Below are 23,208 nucleotides of genomic sequence, written 5' to 3'. Positions count from 1 at the left end.
TCGGTGCGGTCGCCCTCCGGCAACGGCCCGTCGAAGCGTCCGCCCACGACCAGCCGACGCGAGGAGGCGCGGGTCGGCTCCCCCGCGCCCGCCCCCGTCGCCGGGCGCGCGGCCGGCACGTTCGTGGCCGGCGTCGGCGCTGCCGGGGTGCGGGTCGCCGGGCTGCGCGTGGCCGGCGTGTGCGTCACCGGCGGCAGCTGCGCCGGGGGCAGGACCGCGGCCCGCTCGTCGCGGGCGATGGCGAGGCGTCGCTCGGTCTCCCCCGCGGGGGCGCTGGCGGGAGGAGCGTCGACGACGACCGGCTCGGTGTACCGGCGGCGGCCGCGAGGCCGCTTCCAGGCGGCGACGGCGTCGCCCGAGGCCGCGCCGTTCGAAGCTGCGTCGTTCGAGGCCCCGTCGGTCGAGGCTGCGTCGACGGAGGACGCGTCGCCGAGAGGGGCGGACGCGTCGCGGGGCTGCCCGCTCGACGGCATGTCGGTCACGACGGGGTTCCTCCGATCAGGGCCACGGGACGGGTGCCCAGCGTAGCGAGGGGGCAGGGGCGGATGCCCCTGCCCCCTCGGGCGCTACGCCGTGGCGATGCCCGGCGTCGTGCGCGGCGGACGCTTGCGCGTCGTGAGCGGCTCGGGCTCGGAGCCCACGCCGCCGTCGACGGCCTCGGCGTCGACCGGCGCCTTCGTCGGCATCGGGATCGCCGGGCGGTCCGACACGGGACGCTTGTCGCTCGAGAGCCACTGCGGGCGCTCGGGCAGCTTCTTGACGTCCTTGAAGATGACCGCGAGCTCGTCGTGGTCGAGCGTCTCCTTCTCGAGGAGCTCGGCCGCGAGGTGGTCGAGGATGTCGCGGTTGTCGTTGATGACCGCCCAGGCCTCGTCGTGGGCCTGCTCGAGCAGCACGCGCACCTCGGCGTCGACGGTCTCGGCGATCGTCTCGGAGTAGTCGCGCTGGCCCATGTCGCGGCCCATGAACTGCTCGCCCGAGCCCTGGCCGAGCTTGACCGAGCCGACCTTGTTGCTCATGCCGAACTCGGTGACCATCTTGCGGGCCGTGCCCGTGGCCTTCTCGATGTCGTTCGAGGCGCCGGTGGTCGGGTCGTGGAACACGAGCTCCTCCGCGACGCGGCCGCCCATGGCGTAGGTCAGCTGGTCGAGCAGCTCGTTGCGGGTGACCGAGTACTTGTCCTCGAGCGGCAGCACCATCGTGTAGCCGAGGGCGCGGCCGCGCGGCAGGATCGTGATCTTCGTGACCGGGTCGGTGTGGCGCATCGCCGCCGCCGCCAGGGCGTGGCCGCCCTCGTGGTACGCCGTGATGAGCTTCTCGTGGTCGTTCATGATGCGGCTGCGGCGCTGCGGGCCGGCCATGACGCGGTCGACCGCCTCGTCGAGGGCGCGGTTGTCGATGAGCTGCGCGTTCGAGCGGGCCGTGAGCAGCGCGGCCTCGTTGAGCACGTTCGCCAGGTCGGCACCCGTGAAGCCCGGCGTCTTGCGGGCCAGCACCTCGAGGTTGACCGAGGCGGCGAGGGGCTTGCCCTTGCCGTGCACCTCGAGGATCTGCTTGCGGCCGTCGAGGCCGGGGGCGTCGACGCCGATCTGGCGGTCGAAGCGGCCCGGGCGCAGCAGGGCGGGGTCGAGCACGTCGGGCCGGTTGGTCGCCGCGATGAGGATGACGTTGGTCTTGACGTCGAAGCCGTCCATCTCGACCAGCAGCTGGTTGAGGGTCTGCTCGCGCTCGTCGTTGCCGCCGCCGACGCCGGCGCCGCGGTGGCGGCCGACGGCGTCGATCTCGTCGACGAAGATGATGGCGGGCGAGTTCTGCTTGGCCTGCTCGAAGAGGTCGCGCACGCGGCTCGCGCCGACGCCGACGAACATCTCGACGAAGTCGGAGCCCGAGATGGAGAAGAACGGCACGCCGGCCTCGCCGGCGACGGCGCGGGCGAGCAGGGTCTTGCCGGTGCCGGGAGGGCCGTAGAGCAGGACGCCCTTGGGGATGCGCGCCCCGACCGCCTGGAACTTCGCGGGCTCCTTGAGGAACTCCTTGATCTCTTCGAGCTCTTCGATGGCCTCGTCGGCGCCGGCCACGTCGGTGAACATGACCTGCGGCGTCTCCTTCGACGCGAGCTTGGCCTTCGACTTGCCGAACTGCATGACCTTGCTGCCGCCGCCCTGCATCGACGAGAGCAGGAACCAGAAGATGCCGCCGATGATGAGGAAGGGCAGCAGGATGCCGAGCAGCGACACGAACCAGTTGGTCTGCGTGACGGTGTCGTCGAAGTTGTCGAGGTCGGCGTCGTTGATGGCCGTGACGACCTCGGAGCCGCGGGGGGTCGAGTAGTAGAAGCGCTCCTGCGCGCCGCCGTCCTTGAGCACGAGGTCGACGCGCTGCTCGTTGCTGAAGATCGTGGCGGAGGCGACCTTGTCGCCGTTCAGCGACTCCAGGCCCTTCTGGGTCGACACCTCGGTCGAGCCGGCGCCGCTGATGACGCTCCAGCCGATCCCGATGCCGATCACCGCGATCACGATGTAGATGATCGGTCCGCGGAAGAGTTTCTTGAAGTCCATGTCAGTACGGGCGCGGCCCGTCACCTTTCTGCAGGAAGAACGTGAGCGAAAGGCTACAACGAGCCCCCCATGTGGCCCATGGGTGTTCGCTCTGAGCGGGCTGCGCGGCCCCCTACTGGGGTGAGAGGCGCGGACTAGCTGTAGACGTGCGGAGCCAGCACCCCGACGCCGCGCAGGTTGCGGTACTTCTCGTCGTAGTCGAGGCCGTAGCCGACGACGAAGTCGTTGGGGATCTCGAAGCCGACGTACTTGACCTCGACGTGCACCTTCGCCGCCTCGGGCTTGCGCAGCAGGGCGAAGATCTCGACCGAGGCCGCGCCGCGCGTGCGGAGGTTGTCGAGCAGCCACGACAGGGTCAGGCCCGAGTCGATGATGTCCTCGACGATGATGACGTCGCGGCCGTGCAGGTCGGTGTCGAGGTCTTTCAGGATGCGCACCACGCCCGACGACTTCGTGCCCGAGCCGTACGACGACACGGCCATCCAGTCCATCGGGGCGTTCAGCTTGAGCTCGCGCGCGAAGTCGGCCATGACCATGACGGCGCCCTTGAGCACGCCCACCAGCAGCGGGTCGCGACCCGCGTAGTCGGCCTCGACCACCCGGGCGACCTCCGCGATCTTCGCGTGGATCTGCTCCTCCGTGTAGAGGACGCTCGTGAGGTCGCTCTCGATGTCGCTGAGTTCCATGGCGGACGTGCCTCCTGGGCGGTGAGGGGTGCGGGGGGTGGGGGTCGTCAGGAAGCGGCGGTCGCGGCGAAGTGCAGCGCGCCTCCCGTGCGGACAACTGTAACGCCCGGCAACGACACCGCTCCCTGGCCGTGCCAGTCGGTCACGAGCCGGGCGACCTCGAGGGTCTGGGCCCGGCTGAGGGTGAGGGCGAACTCGCTCGACACGGCCAGCCGGATCAGGCGCTGGCGGAGCGCGGCCGGGTTGGCGGCCAGCGAGCGGACGTCGAGCGAGATGCCCGCCTCGGCGTGGTCGGCGACCTCCTCCGCGACCTCCTCGGCGAAGTGGTCGAGCGCCTCCGCGTCCTCGCGCAGCTGCGCCGCGGTGCGGACGAGCGCCTCCGCGACGCCCGGGCCGAGCTCGCGCTCGAGCACCGGCAGCACCGTCGTGCGCACGCGCACCCGGGCGTAGGAGGGGTCGTCGTTGTGCGGGTCGTCCCAGGGCTCGAGCCCGAGATCGGCGCAGGAGACGCGGGTCGCCTCCCGCCGCACCGCCAGCAGCGGCCGTCGCCACGGCCCCGCCACCGCGTCCATCCCCTGCAGGCTCGTCGGGCCACTGCCGCGGGCGAGCCCCAGCAGCACGGTCTCGGCCTGGTCGTCGAGGGTGTGGCCGAGCAGCACGGCGACGGCGCCGGTCGAGGAGGCGACCTCCCCGAGCGACCGGTAGCGCGCCTCCCGCGCGGCGGCCTCGGGGCCCCCCTCGGTGCCGACGGCGACGCGGCGCACCTCGACCGGGGCGAGACCGAGCGCCGTCGCCTGCGCGGCGGCGGCGGCCGCGACCTCGGCCGAGCCGGGCTGGAGGCCGTGGTCGACGACGACCGCGCCGGCGCGCAGCCCGGCACGCGGCGCCTCGAAGGCCGTGGCCGCGGCCAGGGCGAGGGAGTCGGCGCCGCCGCTGAGCGCGACGAGCACGAGGTCGTCGGCACGGAGGTCGCCGAGGGAGGCGCGGACCGCGCGTCGCACATCGGCGACGGCGGGCGTCAGACGCGGTCTGTCGGGCATCTTGTAACGTTATCGCCAGCCGCCGACCGGTCCGGTCGGCACCGCCCCCAGACTGAACCAGGAGCACCCATGGCCGCGTACGACGCCGTGATCGAGATCCCCAAGGGAAGCCGCAACAAGTACGAGGTCGACCACGAGACGGGTCGCGTCTACCTCGACCGCGTGCTCTTCACCGGCTTCGTGTACCCGACCGACTACGGCTTCTTCGAGAACACCCTGGGCCTCGACGGCGACCCCGTCGACGTGCTCGTGCTGCTCGACTACCCGCTCTTCCCCGGCGTCGGCGTCAAGGTGCGCCCGGTCGGCGTCTTCAACATGACCGACGACGGCGGCAGCGACGCCAAGGTCATCGCCGTCCCGGCGAAGGACCCGCGCTGGGAGCACATCCAGGACGTCACCGACGTGCCCGAGTACCTCCGCAAGGAGATCGAGCACTTCTTCGAGCACTACAAAGACCTCGAGCCCGGCAAGTGGGTCAAGACCGAGGGCTGGGGCGACGCCGCCGAGGCCGAGGCCATCGTCGAGGCCGGCATCGTCAAGCTCGCCGAGGAAGGCCACTGACCCCTCCGCACCACGCACGACGGAGGGCCCGGCACCGGATGGTGTCGGGCCCTCCGTCGTGCGGGGCGGTCGCTACAGCGTGATGCCGCGCTGCGCCATGAAGGCGACCGGGTTGGCGGGCGTGCCGCCGATGCGCGTCTCGAAGTGCAGGTGGCACCCGGTCGAGTTGCCGGTCGACCCGACGTGCCCGATCAGCTGGCCGACCTCGACGTGCTGGCCGACGCTGACGGCGATGCCGCCGTTCGGCTGGTGGCCGTACCCGGTCGTGACGCCGCCGCCGTTGTCGAGCAGCACGAAGTTGCCGTAGCCGCCGTACCAGCCCGCGTACGAGACGGTGCCGCTCGCCGCGGCGAAGATCGGCGTGCCGCACCCCGCGGCCAGGTCGGTGCCCGCGTGCAGGATGTAGGCGTGCGTGACGGGGTTCACCCGCATGCCGAAGCCCGACGAGATGTTGCCGCCGGCCGGGCGGGTCCAGCCCGCGCTCGAGACGACGCCGGCCGGGGTGCCGTTCGTCGGGCTGCCGTAGCGCGCCGCCTCGGCGGCCGCGGCGGCCTCAGCGGCGCGGCGCTCGGCCTCGCCCTTCTCGAACTCGTCCGCGGTGTGGCGCACGTTGGTCTCGAGGGTCGCGAGCTGCGCCTCCAGCGTGCTCTGGTTGGCCTCCTGCTCGGCGACGGCGTCGGCGGCGGCCTGGGCGGCCTCGTTCGCGGCGGCCAGGGCAGCCTCGGCCTTGTCGGCGAGCACCTTGAGGGCCTTGGCGGCGACGTCTGCCTGGTCGCTGAGCGACTGGGCGGTGTTCCGGTCCTGCGTGGCCTGCGAGTAGATGCCGTCGGCCTGCTCCGTCAGCTTCGACATCGCGCCGATCTTGTAGAGCAGCTGCCCGGCGTCGCCCGGGTCGGAGATCAGGCTGCTGCTGATGTCGTTGCCGCCCGACGAGCGCCCGAGCTGGGCGGCGAGCTGGCCAGCGCGCTCCTCGCTGGCGGCGGCCACCGCGCTGGCGGCATCCGCCTGCTGCTGCAGCTGGCCGAGCTTGAACTCGGCCTGGTCGTACTCGGTCTGCGCCTTCTCGAAGGCCGTGCCCTTGGCGACCGCGTCGGCGTTCTTCGCGTCGAGGTCGGTGGCGAGGCCGGCCAGCAGCTGCTTGACGTTGGTGATCTCGTTGGTCTTGGCGTTGGCGTCGGTCTGCGCCGCCATGACGTCGTCCCACGAGGGGTAGTCGGCGGCGAGGGCCGGTGCGGGGGCGGCGAGAACGCCGACGCTCACGACCAGCGCGAGGGCCGCGACGCCGGTGACGACGCGCGCCGCCCGGCTGCGGGCCGTCGCGACGACGCCGAGCGCGCGGCGCGGTCGCGGGGCGGTCTGGGGGTGGATCATCGGTTCCCGATCAGTCGAGGTCGTGAGCGGTGCGGGGCGGGACGGGTCCCGGGTCGCCGGTCGAGGACGACCCGAACCTAGCCGCCCCCGCGGCCGGGGCCCGGCAGCGGCGGCGGAGTGGCGAGCCCCTCGCGCGCCGCCGACGACGGACCGCGGAGGCGCGTCACCGACCGTGGGACGACCTCGTTTTGCATTATGCCTCGCGCATCCGTATGCTCTTGCCTCGGTTGCTCTGTGATTCCTGGATCACCGGGGCCCCATCGTTTAGTGGCCTAGGACACCGCCCTTTCACGGCGGCAGCACGGGTTCGAATCCCGTTGGGGTCACGATTCCAGAAATGGTCTCGAGTCCGGGTAGTATCAGAAGCAATTGTTTGGCCCTGTAGCGCAGTTGGTTAGCGCGCCGCCCTGTCACGGCGGAGGTCGCCGGTTCAAGTCCGGTCAGGGTCGCTGAGGTGAGTGTCGTCATCGCGAATCTGTCGAGACGATCGTCTCGCCTGGAGGGCCCGTCCCTTCCGGAGGCTCCGGCTTCCACGGCTGGGTAGCTCAGTTGGTAGAGCGTTCGACTGAAAATCGAAAGGTCCACGGATCGATGCCGTGTCCAGCCACGCAAGGCCCCGTCTCGGCGGGGCCTGCCTCATTTAAGGCCGCCCTGCCCGAGACCACCACCCCGACCGCGTGAGCATCGGCCACGACCCCGCGGTCGCGCACCCCCGCAGCAGCTGGCTCGACCCGCTGCTCGCCGGCCTGCTCGCCCTGGTCGTGGGGGTCGTCGCCTCGTGGGTGCCGTCGTACTGGAGCGACGAGGGCACGACGCTCCAGGCCGCGCGGCTGCCGTGGGACGAGCTGCTCGCCTTCCTGCACCAGCGCGACGCCGTGCACTCGGCCTACTACCTGGCGATGCACGCGTGGACCTCGCTGGCGGGCGAGGGCGAGTTCGCGACCCGGCTGCCGAGCGCCCTGGCGGTGGGTGCGGGCGCGGCGGGCCTCCTCGTCCTGACCCGCATGCTCACCAACCGCACCACCGCGGTGATCGCGGCGGTCGTCTACGCCGTCCTGCCGCGCCTGACCCTCGAGGCGATCGAGGCCCGGCCCTACGCGGTGCACGCGGCCCTGGCCGTCTGGCTCACGGTGCTCGTGCTCGTCGCCTCCCGACGGCAGAGCCGCTGGTGGTGGGCCGGCTACGGCGCCGGTCTCGCGGCGTCGGTCGCGGTGTTCGTGCCGATGGTCTCCGTGGTGGTCGTGCACGGGGTGTTCCTGTTGCTGGCACCGGCCCAGCGTCGGCGTCGGGGAGCCCGCCACCGCCTCCTCGGCTGGTCGATCTCGACGGGCGGCGCCCTGCTCGTGACGGCTCCCGCCATCGGCACCGTGATCGGCGAGCGTGCACGGCTGCTCGGGGCCGACGACCCCTCGACGGGCGCGGACGTCACCTGGTACTCGGTGCTCGTCGAGCCCTGGTTCGCGACGTCGGCACCCTTCGCCGTGGTCGCGGCGGCCCTGCTGATCCTGCTCGGCACGCGCCTCCGCGACCGCTCGCGCACGCCCGGCAGCGTGGTGCTGCTCGGCGCCCTGTGGGTCGTGCTGCCGACCGGGCTGCTGCTGCTCGTCGGCGTGGCCGGCGCGCCGCTCTTCCAGGCCCGGCTCGTCGCCTGGACGGCGCCGGGCATGTGCCTGCTGCTCGCCGTCGCCGTCACCGGGTTCCGTCGACGGTGGATCAGCCTCGTGCTCGTCGGGGTGCTCGTGGCCGCCTCGGCGCCGACCTGGGTGCTGCAGCGCCAGCCCACCGGCAAGGGCGGCGGCTCGGACCTCGCTCAGCTCTCGAGCTACGTCGAGCACCAGGCGCGCCCGGGCGACGCGTTCCTGCTGGAGGCGTCGGGCACGGTCTCGACGAGGCCCCGCCAGGCGCTCTACGCCTACCCACAGCGGTTCGCCGGCCTCGACGACGTCGCGTTCGTCCGGTCGGGCGTGCCCGACGGCCGGTACACCGACGTCACCCTGCAGCTCGACGTCGAGGCCGAGGCCGACGAGCTCGTCGACCGCCTCGAGGACGTCGACCGGCTCTGGATCGTGCGCCGCCAGGCCGACGTGCTCACGGCGGCCGACCAGCGGCAGCTCGGGGCCCTCGGCTTCGAGGTCGCACAGGAGCACCGCACAGGTCGCTCGGTGGTCTACCTCTTCCTGCGACCGGGCGGGCGGGGCTGACCGCTCGTCAGCGGCGCAGCTCCAGCGTGCAGCACTTGACGCCGCCGCCGGCGAGCAGCAGCTCGGAGAGGTCGACGCCGATCGGGTTGTAGCCCCGCTCGCGCAGCTGACGCTCGAAACCCGTCGCCTTCGCGGCGATGACGACGTTGTAGCCGTCGGAGTACGAGTTGAGGCCGAGGATGCTCGCGTCCTCCTCGCCCACGAGGACCGCGTCGGGGAAGCGCTCGCGCAGCACGGCGAGCGACGCCTCGTCGAAGGCGCTCTCGAGGTAGGCGATGTTGTGCTTCCCGTCGACGGGCTCGGGGTCGAGCACCGCGATCGCCGTGTCGAGGTGGTAGAAGCTCGGGTCGACCAGCGTCAGCCCGACGACCTCGCGACCGAAGACCCGGGCGATCTCGGCGTGCGAGTCGGACGCGCTGCGGAAGCCGGTGCCGGCGAGGATCACGTCTCCCACGAGGAGGAAGTCGCCCTCGCCCTCGTTGACCTCCTCCGGCACGACGACCTCGAAGCCCGCGTCGCGGAACCAGTCCATGTAGGCCGGCCCCTCGGGCTGGCGCTGGGGATAGGTGAAGCTCGCGCCGTAGGCCTTGCCGTCGAGCGTGAAGCCGCCGTTGGCCGAGTAGACCATGTCGGGCAGGCCCTCGAGGGGGTCGATCAGCTCGACGGTGAAGCCGAGCCGAACGTAGGTATCGTAGAGAGTCGTCCACTGCTGCACGGCGAGCGAGGTGTCGGTCGGCACCCGCGGGTCCATCCAGGGGTTGATCCTGTAGCTCACGGTGAAGTGGTCGGGTCGGCACATGAGCACGGTGCGCTCGGTGGCCCGACGGGCGGTGGCGGGGGCGGACGGCTGGCTCGTGGGGGTCTCGATGCTCACGCCTGCCAGTGTCACACCCCTCTCGCGCACGGTGGCCGCTCCGTACGCAACGATTCAGCGTCTAGCACAGGCTGTGCGCAACATTTGCGCGTAGGATGCCCGATGTGGACAACCTCGACTACGGCATCATCGACCTGCTGCGCCAGAACGCCCGGGCCGGCTACGGCGACATCGGGTCGTCGGTCGGCCTCAGCGCGTCCGCCGTCAAGCGCCGCGTCGACCGCCTCGTCGCCGACGGCGTGATCAAGGGCTTCACCGTGCAGGTCGACCCCGCCGTCGACGGCCTCGGCACCGAGGCCTTCGTCGAGCTCTTCTGCCGCGGGACGGTCTCGCCGGCCGAGCTGCAGCGCATCCTCAGCACCGTGCCCGAGGTCGTCGACGCCGGCACCGTGACCGGCAGCGCCGACGCCATCGTGCACATGCGCAGCCGCGACATCCCCTCCCTCGAGGAGGCGCTCGAGCGGGTCCGCAACGCCCCGAACGTCGACCACACCCGCAGCGCCATCGTGCTGTCGAAGCTGATCAGCCGACAGCCGGCCTGACGTCGCCGGTCGGCCGCCCGACTAGAGACGGAGGTCGCGGAACTCGGGATCGATCGCCCCGAAGCGGTGCGCTGTGAGCGACACCGACTGCTCCCGCAGGAACGGCAGCAGCTCGACGCGCCCGGCCTCGGTCACGTCGCCCGACCAGACGGTCACGTCGGGGTCGCCGCCGAGAGCCGCGGCCAGCGCTCGCGCGTCGCCGCCGACGAGGCGGATGCGGAGGCCTCGGTGGGCGACCGGGGCGGCGGACTCGGCCCGCGCCTCCGGGTCGGCCGTCGTCGAGGCGCCGCCCGCACCGGTCGCCAGAGCGAGCAGCTCGAGGTCGTCGGGGGCGGCGGCCCTGCCCTGCCCCGACTGCAGCAGCCCCGCGGCGGCGCGGTCGCGGAAGGCCTGGTCGCCCTCGACCGTGACCTCGCCGAGGCGGACGGGCGACGACGGCGAGCGCAAGAGCTGCACGAGCGACGACGTCACGGGCTCGGCGGCGCTGATGCTGATCGGCGCGCGCACGCGAGCGGCCGCCGCGACGAGGCGGACGAGGTCGGCCGGGTCGGCCCCCTCCGACAGGCGCAGCACGACGGGCACCGGCCGGTAGCGGAGCACGTCGCGCTCGACCTCGAGCCCCGCCGCGTCCCGGGAGACCCCGAACTCGGCCTGCCAGGCCAGCTCGTCGCTGGCGGCGCCGGCCCGGACGCGGTCGAACTGCTCGAACGAGAGACCCGAGCGCGCGGCCTCGATGACGGCCACCACGCGGTCGCCGACTCCGGTCAGGCGCAGCGACGGGTGCGGCTCGCGGGCGACCGCCCACCAGGTGCCGTGGGCGATCACGGCGTTGGGCCCGCCCACCGAGACGACCGGTCCGACGGTGGCGCGCCCCCAGCCCGCGACCGGACGACGACCGACGACGGCGCCCGTGACGGGCCGGTCGACGGCGAGCGTGCCGGCCTCGACCCCGTCGAGCCAGCGCGCGACCTCGTCGACGTCGAGCGAGTGGAGACCGGCGACGAGGCCTCGCTCGAGCTGGTTCTGCAGGCGCACGGCCTCGTCGAGGGTCTCGGCGTGCATGACGCCCAGCACGGGCGCGAGCGCCTGGTCGAGGTGCGCGGCGCTGCCGGGGAGCACGCCGTCGCGGACGCCGGGCGACCAGAGCACCCCCTCGTCGTCGAGCTGTCGCGGCTCGACGAGCCAGCTCTCGCCGGGCGCGAGCACGGTCAGCGCCTCGAGCACGCGCCCCTCGGCGGGGTCGACGAGCGGCCCGACCTGGGTCGTCGGCTCGTCGGGCCAGCCCACGACGAGGCTGGCGACGGCGTCGACGAGCTGGCGGCGGAAGCGGTCGCTGCGCGCCGCCGAGCCCACGAGGATCACGAGGCCGCCCGACGTGCAGCTCTGGCCGGCCCGCCCGAAGGCCCCCTCGACGACGTCGGCCACGGCGAGGTCGAGGTCGGCGGCGGGCGTCACGACGACGCTGCCGCCGCCCCCGGCGGTCGAGGCGGCGAGGGGCAGGTCGGGACGCCAGGCACGGAACGTCTCGGCCGTCTCGAACGTGCCGGTGAGCACGACGCGGTCGACGGCCGGGTGGGCGACGAGGTCGCGGCCCAGCTCGTCCTCGTCGAGCTCGACGAGCGCGAGCAGCTCTCGCGGGACGCCCGCCCCCCACAGGGTCTCGGCGAGCACGGCGGCGCTGCGGCGTGCCTGGGGCGCGGGCTTCAGCACGACGCCGCTGCCGGCGGCGAGCGCGGCCGTCACGCCGCCCGACGGCACGGCGACGGGCGAGGCCCACGGCGGCACGACGACCGTGAGGCGAGGAGGCGCCCAGCGCGCCCCGGTCACGTCGTCGAGCTCGCGGGCGAGCCGGGCGTGCAGGCGCGCGAGGTCGATCGCCTCGCCGACCTCGCGGTCGCCCTCCCCGACCGTGGTGCCGACCTCGCTCGTCATGACCTCGATCAGGTCGGCGCGGTGCGCGGCGAGGGCGTCGGCGACGCGGTCGAGCAGCTCGGCGCGGGCCGCCGCGGGCTCGTGGCCCCAGCTCGCGCCGGCCTGCGCGGTCGCCGCGACGACGGCCTCGAGCTGCGCCGCGTCGAGCACCCGAGACGCGCCGACCGTCTCGACGCCCGCGTGCGAGGTGCGCGACGCGACGAGCAGCCGCCGGGCCCAGGTGCGGTTGCGCTCGAGGGCCGGGTCGGTGGCGGGCTCGGTGACGGGCCGCGCGCCTCCGGCGGGGTCTGCGGCCGCGGCCTGGCCCGGGGCACCGAGCGCGGCCGGGCGTCGCGCGGGCTTCGTGCGGTCCTGGCGCCGGGCGGGCCCGGGGGCGTTGACGTCGGCGCCGCCCTGGGCCTCGAGCAGTGCGCACGCGTCGAGGTAGCGCTGCTCGTCGGGCGCCGTGGAGTCGGCCGCGCTGTCGTCGGCGGCGCCGTCGCGCGGGTCGTCGGCGGCGCGGTGGGCGCCGTCGTCGGCACCGTCGGCGGCGTCGTGGTCGCCGGGGCCCGTCAGCTCGTCGAGCCGTCGGACCAGGTAGCCGACGGCCGTGTCGAACTCGCCGGGCCGGACGACCGGGGCGTAGAGGTCGATCGCGCCGATCTCGCGACGGACCGCCTCCGCCGCGGCCGTGGCGACGCCGAGGGGCATCTCGAAGCTCACGAGGTGCGTGACCTCGCGCTGCCGGGCGAGGGCCCAGGCGTGCGCGACGTCGAAGAGGTCGTGGGTCGCCACGGCGATGTGCACGACCTCGGCGTTGACCGGGCGCAGGGCCCAGTCGAGCACGCGCTTGACGTTGGCGCCGGTCTCGACGACGGTGCGGTAGGTGGCGAGCGGCCAGCCGGTGAGCCTCGACTCGACGAGCTCGAGGGCTCGGTCGGCGCCGGTCACGAGGCGCACCCGGATGGGCGAGCCGCCGCGCGCGACCCGGCCCCGGGCCCAGTCGGTGAGCAGCTGCACCGACGCCAACGCGTCGGGCAGGTGGGCCTGCACGACGATGCCCGCCTCGAGGTCGAGGAGCTGGGGCTGGTCGAGGAGGCGCGTGAAGACGTCGATGGTGAGGTCGAGGTCGCGGTACGCCCCGAGGTCGAGGTCGATCACCTTCGGCGGGCTCGAGGCGAGGGCGAGCTCGTAGAGGGGGGTGAGTCGCTCGACGGCGGCTGCGCTCGTCTCGTCGGTGCCCCACGGCGAGCGCGGCCCGACCACGGACGCCACCGGGATCGAGACGTGCTCGACGTCGTCGCGCTCGAGCAGGGACCGCACCTCGGCGAGGCGCCGGTCGGCGCCCGCGTCGCCGAGCACGGCCTCGCCGAGCGGCGCGAGGACGGGTCGGACGCCCTCGGCGCTCGTCAGCGCGGCCAGCGCCGGGCCGAGCTTGTCTGGCGTCGCGTCGAGCAGGAGGTGCTGCACGAGCCCGCGGAAGGCGCGACGCGCCACGGGGATCACCGAGCGCGGGGCGAGGGGGCCGAAGCCGCCGCCGGCGGCCACGGCGGCGCGGATGTGCCACGGCAGGGAGGCGGGCGTCGACCGGCTCAGGCGGTCGAGGTTCGCCGCCGCGACCGAGGGGTCTTCGGGGCGCATGACGCGGTCGACGAAGCCGACGGTGAAGTCGAGGCCCTCGGGGTCGCGCAGCACGGCGGCCAGGCGGCGGGCGTCGCGGTCGACGGGCGCGGCGGCCGCCTCGGCGAGCCAGCGGCGTGCGGTCTGGACGGCCTGCTGGGTGAGGTCGGCGGGACGCACTTCGGGCATGCGACGAGGATATGCCGCACCACCGTCCCTACACTGGGCGAATGGCCGAGCACCTCTCCGACGACGACTGGGTCGTCTGGGACGAGTTCTACGCGATGCGTCGGCGGCTCGACCGCGTGCTCGAGCTGCGCCTCCACGACGGGGCCGGCATCTCCGCCCCCGAGTACGAGATCCTCGTGGGGCTCGGCCGCAGCGCCGACCGCCGCCTGCGGGTGCGCGACATCGCCGAGCAGATCGGCTGGGAGAAGAGCCGCGTCAGCCACCAGGTCACGCGCATGGAGCGCCGCGGGCTCGTCCGCCGCTCGGACTGCGCCTCCGACGCCCGCGGCACGTGGGTCGAGCTGACCCCCGAGGGCCGCCGCACCATGCTCTCGGCCACCCGGGGGCACACCGCCGCGATCCGCCGCTACTTCGTCGACGCCCTGGCCGGCGACGACGCGGTCGTGCTCGGCTTCTCGCGACGGGTGCTCGAGGGCATCGGCGACGACGCCTCCCCTGACGCCCCCGCGGTCGCCCGGGCCTGAGGCCGGCCGGGGCCGGGACCCGGGCCGGCGTCCCGCTGCGGGCGGACGGGCGGCGTCAGTGGGAGCGGTGGTCCTGGATGGTCATCCGGGGGCCGAACTTCGGCTTCGAGAACCCGCTCGCCGTGATGAGCCGCATGACCCGCTCGCGGTGGCCGCGCCAGGGCTCGAGCAGCTCGAGCATGCCGTCGTCGTCGACGGGCTGCCCGACGAGGGCCCACCCGACGAGCGCCGGCAGGTGGTAGTCGCCGACGCTCGGGCTGTCGGGGTCGCCGTGCGACCGCTGCATCGTCTCGGCGGCCGTCCAGACGCCCACCCCGGCGACCGACCGGAGGCGCCGCTCGACCTCGGCCCCGCCGCGGCCGAGCGAGAGGGTGCGCTCGAGGGCGTCGGCGACGGCGCAGACGCGCATGACCGTCGCCGAGCGCTGGGGCCCGACGCCGGCCCGGTGCCACTCCCAGCTCGGCACCCGTCGCCAGGTCGCGGCGTCGGGCGGCACGACGAGGCCCTCGGGCGCGGGACCGGGCGCGGGCCCGCCGTGGCGCCGCACGAGCTCGCGCCAGGCGCGCCACGCCTCGCGGCTCGTGACCTTCTGCTCGAGCACGGCCGGCACGAGCATCTGCACGACGAGGTCGTTGCGCGTCAGGCGCAGCCCCGGCGAGCGGTGCCGGGCCGCGGCGAGGAACGCGTTCGCCGAGACGTCGAGACCCGACCAGTCGTCGCCCGCGCCGAGCATCTCGGGCACCGACGCCACCACCCACTCGGCACCGGGGCCCCAGGCCGCGGCGTGCACCTCGGCGCGACCCGGGGTGAGGCAGAGGGTCGCGGCGCCCCGCGGCGTGCGGACGCCGCGCCAGACGCGGCCGGCCACGACTCGGAAGCTCGGGTCGCCCGCGCCGCGGGAGAGCGGCCGCACCGTCGCCAGGACGTCGACCGGCAGCGACGGCCGGTAGGTCGTCTCGGCGTCGGGCGTCGCGTCGCGAGGCCCGTCGACGTCGCCCGTCGTCGGGCGGGGCGCGGCGGACGGCAGGTCGGACATGTCGAGATGGTAACCCGCGCCTCCGACGTCCTGACGTGCCCTCCGTCCCGAGCACGGCCGACTCTGTGATATTTGTTGTTCCTCACATTGGAGAGAGCATGCCCGTTCCTGACCGTCCCGCGCGCGGACCCCGCCGACTCCTCCGCGACCTCACCTTCGACTCCGTCCTCGGGGCGATCACCGACGGCACGCTCCGTCCCGGCGAGCGCCTCCTCGAGGACGACGTCGCCACCTGGCTCGGCGTCTCGAAGACCCCCGTGAAGGAGGCGCTGGCCCGCCTGGCGACGCAGGGCCTCGTCCACATCCAGGCCAACCGGTTCACCCGGGTCGCCGCCGTCTCCCACGCCGACCTGCTCGACACCCTCGAGCTGCTGGGACTGCTGCACGGTGAAGCCGTCCGCTCGGCGGAGACCGCACCCGTCGCCGAGGCCTCGGTGCTGGCCGACGCGCTCCGGGCCGCCGTGACCGCGCCCGCGCCGAGCTGCCACGACCTGCTCGACGCCACGGCGCCGTTCGTCGAGCTGTCGGCCAACCCGCTGACGCGCAAGGCGTCCGAGCCGCTCGAGAACCGGGCGGCCTTCCTCCTGCGCCATCTCGACGTCGCCCTGCCCGTCGCGGACCTGCACGACGTCGTGACCGAGGCCGACGAGGCCCTGCGTGACCGCCGATGGGTCGACGCCGGACGCGCGGTGACGACCCTGCTCGCGCGCGACAGCCTCGCGCCGGTGCCGGCGACGCCGACGAGCTGACGCCGTCGGGCCGGCGCCGACCGGCTGGCGAGGGGCTAGCGGCCGCAGGGCGCGAACGCCGTCGCCAGGCGCTCGACCGCGTCGACGAGCGCCTCGGCGTCGACGCGCGCCACGGCGTCGGCCACGGGTCCCACGACGGCGCCGGCGGCGGCCACGTCGAGGCCGCCCGTCGTCGTCGCCGAGTGGTGCTGCACGAGCAGGCCGAGATGACGGGCCACCCCCGGCACCACCGCGCTCGGGGAGCACGACACGATCGACTCGCCGAGCGACACGAAGGCCTCGACGGCGGGGGCGGGCGTCGGGGAGCCGAGCCGCGCCTCCTGCGGGGGAGGGCCGGCGTCGGGGGAGGGCGTCACGGCGCCGACGGCCCAGGCACGCTCGGCCCGGCGCACGGCGTCGACGACCCGCCTGCGACGAGCGGCGTCGGCCCGGACGACCTCGGGGGCGACCCGGCCCCAGACGAGCACCGCCGTGCGGGCGAGCCCCGCGACGAACGCCGGGCGGGCGGGGCTGACGCGCGTCGCGCGCTGGCTGGTCGTCTCGACGAGCGAGAGGTCCTCGAGCCGGGCGAGCGCCATGCGGATGGGCGTGCGCGAGACGCCGAGCCAGACCTCGAGGTCGCGGTCGCGGATGCGCTCGCCCGGCGCGAGCGTCCCGTCGGAGATGGCCTCGAGCAGCCGTTCGTAGACCTCGTCTCGGTGGAGCCGGCGCGGGATGCGCATTGTCGACGTCGTGGGGACCGGCACGGGGACCTCCTCTGAGAGCACTGATGTGTCACATTAGGGCATACATGCACGGCAAGGCGAGGGATGGAGCAATTACACTCGTTCGGTGGCCGTCCCCAAGATCCTGCTCTTCTACGTCTTCACGCCGCTGGCCGATCCCGAGGCCGTGAGGCTGTGGCAGCAGGAGCTGTGCGGATCGCTAGGGCTGAGGGGGCGCCTCCTCCTGTCCCGGCACGGCCTCAACGGCACGCTCGGCGGCGAGCTCGACGACCTCAAGCGCTGGCTGCGGGCGACGCACGGCTACGCGCCGTTCCGCGACCTCGACGTGAAGTGGAGCGCCGGCACCGGCGACGACTTCCCGCGGCTCTCGGTCAAGGTGCGCGACGAGATCGTCACCTTCGGGGCGCCGGACGAGCTGGTGGTCGACGAGGGCGGGGTCGTCGGGGGCGGCGAGCGCCTCTCGCCCCGGGCGCTGCACGAGCTCGTCGAGCGGGAGGACGTGACGTTCCTCGACGGACGCAACGAGTTCGAGTCGCGCATCGGCCGGTTCCGGGGGGCGGTGGTGCCCGACGTGGCGACGACGCGCGACTTCGTCGCGGAGCTCGACAGCGGGCGGTACGACCACCTCAAGGACGCACCGGTCGTGACGTACTGCACGGGCGGGGTGCGCTGCGAGGTGCTCTCGTCGCTGATGACGGCCCGTGGCTTCTCGCGGGTCTACCAGCTCGACGGGGGCGTGGCGCGGTACGGCGAGGCCTACGGCGACGACGGCCTCTGGGAGGGCTCCCTCTACGTCTTCGACCGACGCGGCTCGGTCGCCTTCTCCGACCACGCGGCCGTGATCGGCACGTGCGTCGCCTGCTCGGCCCCCACCTCGCGCATGCAGAACTGCGTCGACGTGCAGTGCCGGGCGCAGCTGGTGGCGTGCCCGGGGTGCTCGGAGGCCGGGGCGATCACGTGTGACGCGCACCGCGCCTCCGGCGTAGCGTCCGGCACATGACGGACACGAACGACACGAACGACATCAGCAAGGTCGCCGAGGTGCTCGAGAAGAGCCGCATCGGCATCCTCACCACCCAGAGCCACGGCCAGCACCTGGTCAGCCGCCCCCTCGCGATCGTCGACCGCGACTTCGACGGCAAGGTCTACTTCTTCACGCAGGACCCGTCGCCCAAGGTCGACGACATCAAGGCCCACGCGCAGGTCAACGTCGCCGTCGAGTCGGGCAAGGGCTACCTCTCGCTCTCGGGAAAGGCGGCGGTCACCCACGACCGCGAGCTCGTCGACCAGATGTGGTCGACCGGCGCCGAGGCGTGGTTCGACCAGGGCCGGGACGACCCGACCGTCGCGCTCATCGAGGTCGACGTCGAGTCGGCCGAGTACTGGGTCAGCAACGAGCCGAAGGCCGTCACCTACCTCAAGTACGCGAAGGCCGCCCTGACCGGCGGCCACCCCGAGCACGTGGCCGACACGGGCACGGTGCAGCTGTAGGTCGCGGCCGGCGGCGGGCCGGGGTTCAGAGCCTGGTGCGGTCGCTGGCCGCTCGCCGCTCGCCGCTCGCCGCCCGCCGCCCGCGCAAGGCGGGGCGGGGCGGGACGCCGCGGGTCAGCGGCAGGTGACGCCGCGGCCGGAGGCGTCGACGTAGTCGCCGGGGCCGAGCTGCGCGCAGGCCGTCGACAGGCGCGAGACCCAGTCGAGCACGGCGATGCCGTACACGAGGCCGAGCACGATCATGACGCTGGCCACGACCATGCCGACGAGCGCGAGCCCGGCCGGCCGGCCGGCCGCCCGCGAGCGCCGGGCCGACACGAGCCCGAAGACGAGGCCGAGCGGCGCGAAGAAGACGCCGAACACGACCGAGGCGATCGCCAGGCCGCGACCCGGGTCGTCGTCGACGGGGCGCGGGTCCGCCCACGAGTCGTCGTCGTCCTGACCGAAGTACGAGCCGAACGAGGGCGACGAGGTCGGGGCCGACCAGTCGCCCGAGGGCTGAGGAGCCCAGACGGACGCCGTGCCCGTCGCCGCGGTGCCGGCCGTCGCGGCACCCGACGGCGCGGAGACGGGGTCGTGCGCCTGGGGAGGCGCGGCGTACGGAGGCGCGGCGGTGGCGGCTGCCGGCCACGCGCCTCCTGCGCTCGCGGTCCAGCCGTCGCCCACGACCCCGGCCGTCGGCGGCGGCGACGCCTCGGGCCGCTGCCGCTGCTCGCCCGGCTCGGGCCGGCGGAAGCGCGCCCACGGGGACGGCGGTCGCGACGCGGGCTGATCGGTCATGGGTCGAGGGTAGTACCGGCTCCCGGCGACCTCCCCGGCGTCGACCGCACCGGGCGTCGACCCCGGTGCGCCATGATGGAGGCGATCTCGGCCGGCCCTCGGGCCCGACATGCGACGGAGCAGTGCGATGCGAATCGGAATCCTCACCAGCGGCGGCGACTGCCCCGGCCTGAACGCGGTCATCCGCGGCGCCGTGCTCAAGGGCACGACCATCCACGGCCAGGAGTTCGTGGGCTTCCGCGACGGCTGGCGTGGCGTCGTCGACGGCGACGTCATGCCCCTGACCCGCAAGGAGATCCAGGGCATCGCCAAGCAGGGCGGCACGATCCTCGGCACGAGCCGCACGAACCCCTTCGAGGGCGACGGCGGGGTCGAGCGCATCAGCGAGAACCTCGAGCGGTTCGGCATCGACGCGATCATGGCGATCGGCGGCGAGGGCACCCTGGCCGCCGCCAAGCGCCTCACCGACGCGGGCCTCAAGATCGTCGGCGTGCCGAAGACGGTCGACAACGACCTCGGCGCCACCGACTACACGTTCGGCTTCGACACCGCGGTGCAGATCGCGACCGACGCGATGGACCGCCTGCGCACCACCGGCGACTCGCACAGCCGGTGCATGGTGGCCGAGGTGATGGGCCGCCACGTCGGCTGGATCGCCCTGCACTCGGGCATGGCCGCCGGCGCGCACGCCATCCTCATCCCCGAGCAGGCGACGAGCATGGACCAGATCGTCGCGTGGGTGAAGTCGGCCTACGACCGCGGCCGCGCCCCGCTGGTCGTCGTGGCCGAGGGCTTCGTGCCCGACCACGGCAGCGACGCGCACTCCGAGCGCGGGCTCGACGCGTTCGGCCGCCCGCGGCTCGGCGGCATCGGCGAGCGGCTCGCCCCGATCATCGAGGAGCGCACGGGCATCGAGACCCGCGCCACGACCCTCGGCCACATCCAGCGCGGCGGCACGCCCACCTCGTACGACCGCGTGCTCGCCACCCGGCTCGGCATGGCCGCGAGCGACTCGGTGGTCGAGGGCCGGTGGGGCCGCATGGTGGCGCTGCGCGGCACGGAGATCGTGCACGTGTCGTTCGAGGAGGCGCTCGACAGCCTCAAGGTCGTGCCGCAGCACCGGTACGACGAGGCGTCCATCCTGTTCGGCTGAGCCGGGGCGCGTCCGCCCTTCCACCGCGGCCTCGCCAACCGTCCTTCCCCCGTCGGAGGCGCGGAGCCGGTCTCCCCGGTCCGTCGCGCAGCCGATGCGCCCGCCCGGTCCTCCTGGCAGGCTCGACGGATGATCACGTTCATCGTCGTGGGGGCAGTGGGACTCGTCCTGCTGCTGCTCAGCATCGTCGTCGGCGACCTGCTCGACGCCTTCGACGTCGGCGACGGCCTGGTGTCGGGCGTCGCCGTCGGCTCGGCGCTGTCGATCTTCGGGCTGTCGGGCGTCGTCACGCAGCAGGCGGGCCTCGCGCCCGCCCTGACCTGGGTCGTCGCCGCGGTCATGGCCGCCGTGGCCCTCGTCGTCGTGCAGGCCGCCGTCCGCCACGTCACGCGTCGCGACAGCGGCGGCCACTGGTCGCCCGTCGGCTTCGTCGGCACCACCACCGAGACGACCACCCCGACCGGCGGCGAGGTGCGCCTCGACGACGCCCGCGAGCTCGAACGGCGCCTCGCCGTCAGCCCCGGGCGCATCGAACGCGGCGTGCGGGTGCGGGTCGTCGCCGAGTCGGGTCCGCGCGTCGAGGTGGTGCCGCTCGGCGGCGACCCGGCCGTGCCGGGTGCCGGCGGCGGTCCCGGCCCCGTGCCCCGCGCCTCCTGATCCCCGCCTCGGGGTCGGCGCCCGCGGGCACGGCCCCACCCCTGACCCCCACCGAAAGGAAGCCCTGTGGACTTCATCTCCGAGAACATCAGCGTCGTGGCCGTGGTCGTCGCGGTCGTCATCGTCCTGGCCCTGGTCTCGTTCGTCGCCAGCCGCGTGCGCCGCGTGCCGCCCAACGAGGCGCTGATCGTGGTCGGCCGCGGGGCCGAACGGTCGGAGGGCGGGGGCATCTCGAGCCCGCAGAAGGTGATCATCGGCGGGCGCACGTTCGTCTGGCCGATCTTCCAGGAGGGCTTCACGCTCAGCCTCGAGCAGTACCAGACCCCGGTCGAGGTGCAGGCGATCGACGCCAACTACATCCGCACCGCGGTCAAGGCCACGGTCAACTTCAAGGTCACGGGAACCGAGGACGGCGTCCGCCGGGCCGCCCAGCGCTACCTGCTGCAGCAGCAGCAGCTGCCCGTCATCGTGCAGCAGTCGCTCGAGGGGTCGATCCGCGGCCTGATCGGCGGGCAGCCGGTCGACGACCTCGTCAAGAACTTCTCCCGGCTCGCGGCCGACGCCGTCAACGAGACGAAGGGCGAGCTCGCCGAGCTGGGCCTCCAGATCGAGACGATGAACATCCGCGAGATCGAGACGCCCGGCAGCACGTACCTCGCCGACCGTGGGCGGGCCGAGGCCGCCGTCGCGAAGCAGAACGCCGACGTCGCCGAGGCGGAGGCCGAGCGGATCGCGGCGCTCGCCCGCATCGGCAACACGCAGCAGACCGCCGAGCGCCAGCTGCAGCTCGACGTGCGCCAGGCGCAGATCAAGGCCGAGACCGACCGGGCCCAGGCCGAGGCCGCCGCGGCCGGCGAGCTCGCCCGTGCCATGCAGGACAAGCTCGTCGCCGAGCAGGAGAGCATCGCGGTCGCCGAACAGGCGAAGGTCAACCAGGAGCGCCTGAACATCGAGGTGCGCCAGCCCGCCGAGGCCGCCGCCTACGCGTCGGTGCAGAACGCAGAGGCCGAGCGCGACGCCGCGAACGCCGCGGTCGAGGCCGAGGCGTTCCGCCGCACGCAGCTCGCGGACGCCGCCCGGGCGGCGGCCGAGAACGAGGCCGCCGCGGTCGAGGCCGCCGGCCGGGCCGAGGCCGCCGCGATCAAGGCCAAGGGCCTCGCCGAGGCCGAGGCCGTCGACGCCCTGGCCGAGGCGCAGGGCAAGTTCGGCCAGGCCGCGCTCGCCTCGCAGGTCATCTCGCGCCTGCCCGACATCGCGCGCGAGATGGCGGCGCCGATGGGCAACATCGACGCCCTCACGGTCGTCTCGACCGACGGGGCGAACGAGCTCACGAAGTCGGTGGCGAACAACATGACGCAGCTGCAGGACGTCGTCAAGGCGACGACGGGCCTCGACCTGGTCGGTGCCCTGGGCGGGTTCCTCGGCGGACGGGCCGGGGCAGCCGCGGGCGAGCCGCCCCGCGGCGACGCGGCGTAGCCTCGCAGCCATGCGTGCCGTCGTCGTCGAGAGAGACCGTCCTGCGAGCGTGGAGGAGGTCGACGAGGCCTTCTTGCGGGGCCCCGCCGACGTCGGCGCCGAGGGCGGCCGAGGCGACGACGGTGGTGGCGACGACGGTGGCGAGGGCGGTGGCGAGGTCGTGGTCGACGTCGCCTGGTCGAGCCTGAACTACAAGGACGGCATGGCCCTCGCGGGCGACCGAGGCGTCGCCCGGGTCAGCCCCCTCGTGCCGGGCATCGACCTCGTGGGCACGGTGGCGACGTCGGCGTCGTCCCGCTTCGCGCCGGGCGACCTCGTCGTGCTGAACGGCGCCGGCCTCGGCGAGACCCGCCACGGCGGGTTCGCCGAGCGGGCCGTCGTCGACGCGGGGTCGCTCGTCGCCGTGCCCGCGGGCATCTCGCCCCGGCAGGCGGCGGCCGTCGGCACCGCCGGGTTCACGGCGATGCTGAGCGTCCTCCGCCTCGAGCGCGACGTCCGACCCGACGACGGCGAGATCGTCGTGACGGGGGCCGCCGGCGGGGTCGGGTCGGTGGCGATCGCGCTGCTGAGCGGCCTCGGGTACTCGGTCACCGCCTCCTCGGGTCGCGTCGACGAGCAGGGCGACTACCTCCTCTCGCTCGGTGCGACGACCGTCGTCGACCGGGCCGAGCTCGCCGAGGCGGGCAAGCCCGTCCAGCGACCGCGCTGGGCCGGCGGCGTCGACTCCGTCGGCAGCACCACCCTCGCGTCGGTGCTGGCCCAGACGTCATGGGGCGGCACGGTCGCGGCCTGCGGGCTCGCCCAGGGGGCCGACCTGCCGACGACGGTGATCCCGTTCATCCTGCGCGCGGTCACCCTGGCCGGCGTCAACTCGGTCGACGCGCCCCTCGCGCTCCGCCGCGAGGCGTGGGGCCGCCTGGCGACCGACCTCGACCTCGGCCTGCTCGACTCGATGACGGTCGAGGTCGACCTCGACGACGTGATCGCCGAGGGGCCCCGCATCGTGGCCGGCCAGGTACGCGGACGCACCGTCGTCCGGGTCGGCGGCTGACGCGCGGCGGCGC

General features: G+C 74.1%; 20 protein-coding genes and 3 tRNA genes. 14 read left to right on the top strand and 9 right to left on the bottom strand.

Annotation, left to right across the window (positions count from 1 at the left end; all coding sequences use genetic code 11):
* Window positions 1–566 precede the first annotated feature (566 nt).
* The 3 genes from ftsH to tilS all read right to left on the bottom strand — a co-directional run bounded on the left by ftsH (window position 567) and on the right by tilS (window position 4,284).
* Window positions 567–2,558, bottom strand: a complete 1,992-nt coding sequence (ftsH, locus tag EDF38_RS14675) for an ATP-dependent zinc metalloprotease FtsH (RefSeq protein WP_123356663.1) — start codon at window positions 2,556–2,558, stop codon at window positions 567–569.
* A gap of 134 nt (window positions 2,559–2,692) precedes the next feature.
* Window positions 2,693–3,244, bottom strand: a complete 552-nt coding sequence (gene hpt, locus EDF38_RS14670) for a hypoxanthine phosphoribosyltransferase (RefSeq protein ID WP_123356661.1) — start codon at window positions 3,242–3,244, stop codon at window positions 2,693–2,695.
* Window positions 3,245–3,291: 47 nt separating this feature from the next.
* Window positions 3,292–4,284: a tRNA lysidine(34) synthetase TilS gene (gene tilS / locus EDF38_RS14665; protein WP_123356659.1), complete on the bottom strand. Its 993-nt coding sequence runs from the start codon at window positions 4,282–4,284 to the stop codon at window positions 3,292–3,294.
* A 69-nt stretch (window positions 4,285–4,353) separates the two neighbouring features.
* Between tilS and ppa the strand changes: the two genes are divergently transcribed.
* Entirely contained in the window at window positions 4,354–4,845 is a 492-nt protein-coding gene (ppa, locus tag EDF38_RS14660; RefSeq protein ID WP_123356657.1) for an inorganic diphosphatase, read from the top strand.
* 72 nt (window positions 4,846–4,917) lie between these two features.
* Here ppa and EDF38_RS14655 read toward each other — a convergent pair whose 3' ends face one another.
* Window positions 4,918–6,216 (bottom strand): M23 family metallopeptidase, encoded by a 1,299-nt coding sequence (locus EDF38_RS14655; protein WP_123356655.1) that lies wholly within the window; start codon window positions 6,214–6,216, stop codon window positions 4,918–4,920.
* A gap of 253 nt (window positions 6,217–6,469) precedes the next feature.
* Here EDF38_RS14655 and EDF38_RS14650 point away from each other — a divergent pair.
* The 4 genes from EDF38_RS14650 (at window position 6,470) to EDF38_RS14635 (ending at window position 8,417) form a co-directional block, all read left to right on the top strand.
* Window positions 6,470–6,542, top strand: a tRNA-Glu gene (locus EDF38_RS14650).
* 49 nt (window positions 6,543–6,591) lie between these two features.
* Window positions 6,592–6,665 (top strand) — tRNA-Asp (locus EDF38_RS14645).
* A gap of 85 nt (window positions 6,666–6,750) precedes the next feature.
* Window positions 6,751–6,823, top strand: a tRNA-Phe gene (locus tag EDF38_RS14640).
* 70 nt (window positions 6,824–6,893) lie between these two features.
* Window positions 6,894–8,417, top strand: coding sequence for a glycosyltransferase family 39 protein (locus EDF38_RS14635; RefSeq protein WP_123356653.1), 1,524 nt, complete (start codon window positions 6,894–6,896; stop codon window positions 8,415–8,417).
* A 7-nt stretch (window positions 8,418–8,424) separates the two neighbouring features.
* On the opposite strand, the gene ddaH is transcribed toward EDF38_RS14635, so the two are convergent.
* Entirely contained in the window at window positions 8,425–9,285 is an 861-nt protein-coding gene (gene ddaH, locus EDF38_RS14630) for a dimethylargininase (RefSeq protein WP_370275643.1), read from the bottom strand.
* A 110-nt stretch (window positions 9,286–9,395) separates the two neighbouring features.
* Here ddaH and EDF38_RS14625 point away from each other — a divergent pair, with 110 nt between their 5' ends.
* Window positions 9,396–9,833: an Lrp/AsnC family transcriptional regulator gene (locus EDF38_RS14625; protein WP_056057962.1), complete on the top strand. Its 438-nt coding sequence runs from the start codon at window positions 9,396–9,398 to the stop codon at window positions 9,831–9,833.
* A 21-nt stretch (window positions 9,834–9,854) separates the two neighbouring features.
* Here the strand turns inward: EDF38_RS14625 and EDF38_RS14620 are convergent, their stop codons facing one another.
* Window positions 9,855–13,553, bottom strand: a complete 3,699-nt coding sequence (locus EDF38_RS14620) for a proline dehydrogenase family protein (protein ID WP_123356651.1) — start codon at window positions 13,551–13,553, stop codon at window positions 9,855–9,857.
* A gap of 41 nt (window positions 13,554–13,594) precedes the next feature.
* On the opposite strand from EDF38_RS14620, the gene EDF38_RS14615 reads away from it, so the two are divergent.
* The gene (locus tag EDF38_RS14615) at window positions 13,595–14,077 is read left to right on the top strand and encodes a MarR family winged helix-turn-helix transcriptional regulator (RefSeq protein WP_158613389.1); all 483 of its coding nucleotides are present in this window, start codon (window positions 13,595–13,597) and stop codon (window positions 14,075–14,077) included.
* A gap of 55 nt (window positions 14,078–14,132) precedes the next feature.
* Here EDF38_RS14615 and EDF38_RS14610 read toward each other — a convergent pair whose 3' ends face one another.
* Complete coding sequence (locus tag EDF38_RS14610; RefSeq protein ID WP_233572480.1) at window positions 14,133–15,113, bottom strand: DNA-3-methyladenine glycosylase; 981 nt, start codon at window positions 15,111–15,113, stop codon at window positions 14,133–14,135.
* Window positions 15,114–15,211: 98 nt separating this feature from the next.
* On the opposite strand from EDF38_RS14610, the gene EDF38_RS14605 reads away from it, so the two are divergent.
* Window positions 15,212–15,862: a GntR family transcriptional regulator gene (locus tag EDF38_RS14605; protein WP_123356648.1), complete on the top strand. Its 651-nt coding sequence runs from the start codon at window positions 15,212–15,214 to the stop codon at window positions 15,860–15,862.
* Between the two features lie 35 nt (window positions 15,863–15,897).
* Here EDF38_RS14605 and EDF38_RS16120 read toward each other — a convergent pair whose 3' ends face one another.
* A complete protein-coding gene (locus EDF38_RS16120; protein ID WP_199734755.1) occupies window positions 15,898–16,608 on the bottom strand; it encodes a GntR family transcriptional regulator in 711 nt (236 codons plus the stop codon).
* A gap of 85 nt (window positions 16,609–16,693) precedes the next feature.
* Between EDF38_RS16120 and EDF38_RS14595 the strand changes: the two genes are divergently transcribed.
* Together EDF38_RS14595 and EDF38_RS14590 are read left to right on the top strand one after the other, a co-directional pair.
* Complete coding sequence (locus tag EDF38_RS14595) at window positions 16,694–17,587, top strand: rhodanese-related sulfurtransferase (protein WP_123356646.1); 894 nt, start codon at window positions 16,694–16,696, stop codon at window positions 17,585–17,587.
* On the top strand, window positions 17,584–18,078 hold the full coding sequence (locus EDF38_RS14590; RefSeq protein ID WP_123356644.1) for a pyridoxamine 5'-phosphate oxidase family protein: 495 nt from the start codon (window positions 17,584–17,586) through the stop codon (window positions 18,076–18,078). Before EDF38_RS14595 ends, EDF38_RS14590 begins: the two co-directional genes overlap by 4 nt.
* 114 nt (window positions 18,079–18,192) lie before the next feature.
* Here EDF38_RS14590 and EDF38_RS14585 read toward each other — a convergent pair whose 3' ends face one another.
* Complete coding sequence (locus EDF38_RS14585; RefSeq protein WP_123356642.1) at window positions 18,193–18,858, bottom strand: DUF4190 domain-containing protein; 666 nt, start codon at window positions 18,856–18,858, stop codon at window positions 18,193–18,195.
* Between the two features lie 127 nt (window positions 18,859–18,985).
* On the opposite strand from EDF38_RS14585, the gene EDF38_RS14580 reads away from it, so the two are divergent.
* The 4 genes from EDF38_RS14580 to EDF38_RS14565 all read left to right on the top strand — a co-directional run bounded on the left by EDF38_RS14580 (window position 18,986) and on the right by EDF38_RS14565 (window position 23,195).
* Window positions 18,986–20,011, top strand: coding sequence for a 6-phosphofructokinase (locus EDF38_RS14580; protein WP_123356640.1), 1,026 nt, complete (start codon window positions 18,986–18,988; stop codon window positions 20,009–20,011).
* A 129-nt stretch (window positions 20,012–20,140) separates the two neighbouring features.
* Entirely contained in the window at window positions 20,141–20,668 is a 528-nt protein-coding gene (locus EDF38_RS14575) for a hypothetical protein (protein ID WP_123356638.1), read from the top strand.
* 66 nt (window positions 20,669–20,734) lie between these two features.
* Window positions 20,735–22,144, top strand: coding sequence for an SPFH domain-containing protein (locus EDF38_RS14570; protein ID WP_123356636.1), 1,410 nt, complete (start codon window positions 20,735–20,737; stop codon window positions 22,142–22,144).
* Window positions 22,145–22,154: 10 nt separating this feature from the next.
* Window positions 22,155–23,195 carry an MDR family oxidoreductase gene (locus EDF38_RS14565; RefSeq protein ID WP_123357045.1) on the top strand — a complete coding sequence of 347 codons (1,041 nt, stop codon included), beginning with the start codon at window positions 22,155–22,157 and terminating at the stop codon, window positions 23,193–23,195.
* Window positions 23,196–23,208 lie beyond the last annotated feature (13 nt).

Source organism: Frigoribacterium sp. PhB160 (assembly GCF_003751785.1).
Lineage (GTDB): Bacteria > Actinomycetota > Actinomycetes > Actinomycetales > Microbacteriaceae > Frigoribacterium.
Note: the sequence above shows the minus strand (reverse complement) of the source record. Positions and strands in the feature narration are given on the sequence as shown.

Coding starts and splice junctions, on each gene's coding strand:
- hpt (WP_123356661.1), bottom strand. CDS start 3,244: ATGGAACTCAGCGACATCGAGAGCGACCTCACGAGCGTCCTCTACACG.
- EDF38_RS14615 (WP_158613389.1), top strand. CDS start 13,595: ATGGCCGAGCACCTCTCCGACGACGACTGGGTCGTCTGGGACGAGTTC.
- EDF38_RS14585 (WP_123356642.1), bottom strand. CDS start 18,858: ATGACCGATCAGCCCGCGTCGCGACCGCCGTCCCCGTGGGCGCGCTTC.
- tilS (WP_123356659.1), bottom strand. CDS start 4,284: ATGCCCGACAGACCGCGTCTGACGCCCGCCGTCGCCGATGTGCGACGC.
- ftsH (WP_123356663.1), bottom strand. CDS start 2,558: ATGGACTTCAAGAAACTCTTCCGCGGACCGATCATCTACATCGTGATC.
- EDF38_RS14610 (WP_233572480.1), bottom strand. CDS start 15,113: ATGTCCGACCTGCCGTCCGCCGCGCCCCGCCCGACGACGGGCGACGTC.
- EDF38_RS14605 (WP_123356648.1), top strand. CDS start 15,212: ATGCCCGTTCCTGACCGTCCCGCGCGCGGACCCCGCCGACTCCTCCGC.
- EDF38_RS14655 (WP_123356655.1), bottom strand. CDS start 6,216: ATGATCCACCCCCAGACCGCCCCGCGACCGCGCCGCGCGCTCGGCGTC.
- EDF38_RS14565 (WP_123357045.1), top strand. CDS start 22,155: ATGCGTGCCGTCGTCGTCGAGAGAGACCGTCCTGCGAGCGTGGAGGAG.
- EDF38_RS14580 (WP_123356640.1), top strand. CDS start 18,986: ATGCGAATCGGAATCCTCACCAGCGGCGGCGACTGCCCCGGCCTGAAC.
- EDF38_RS14620 (WP_123356651.1), bottom strand. CDS start 13,553: ATGCCCGAAGTGCGTCCCGCCGACCTCACCCAGCAGGCCGTCCAGACC.
- ppa (WP_123356657.1), top strand. CDS start 4,354: ATGGCCGCGTACGACGCCGTGATCGAGATCCCCAAGGGAAGCCGCAAC.
- EDF38_RS14575 (WP_123356638.1), top strand. CDS start 20,141: ATGATCACGTTCATCGTCGTGGGGGCAGTGGGACTCGTCCTGCTGCTG.
- EDF38_RS14590 (WP_123356644.1), top strand. CDS start 17,584: ATGACGGACACGAACGACACGAACGACATCAGCAAGGTCGCCGAGGTG.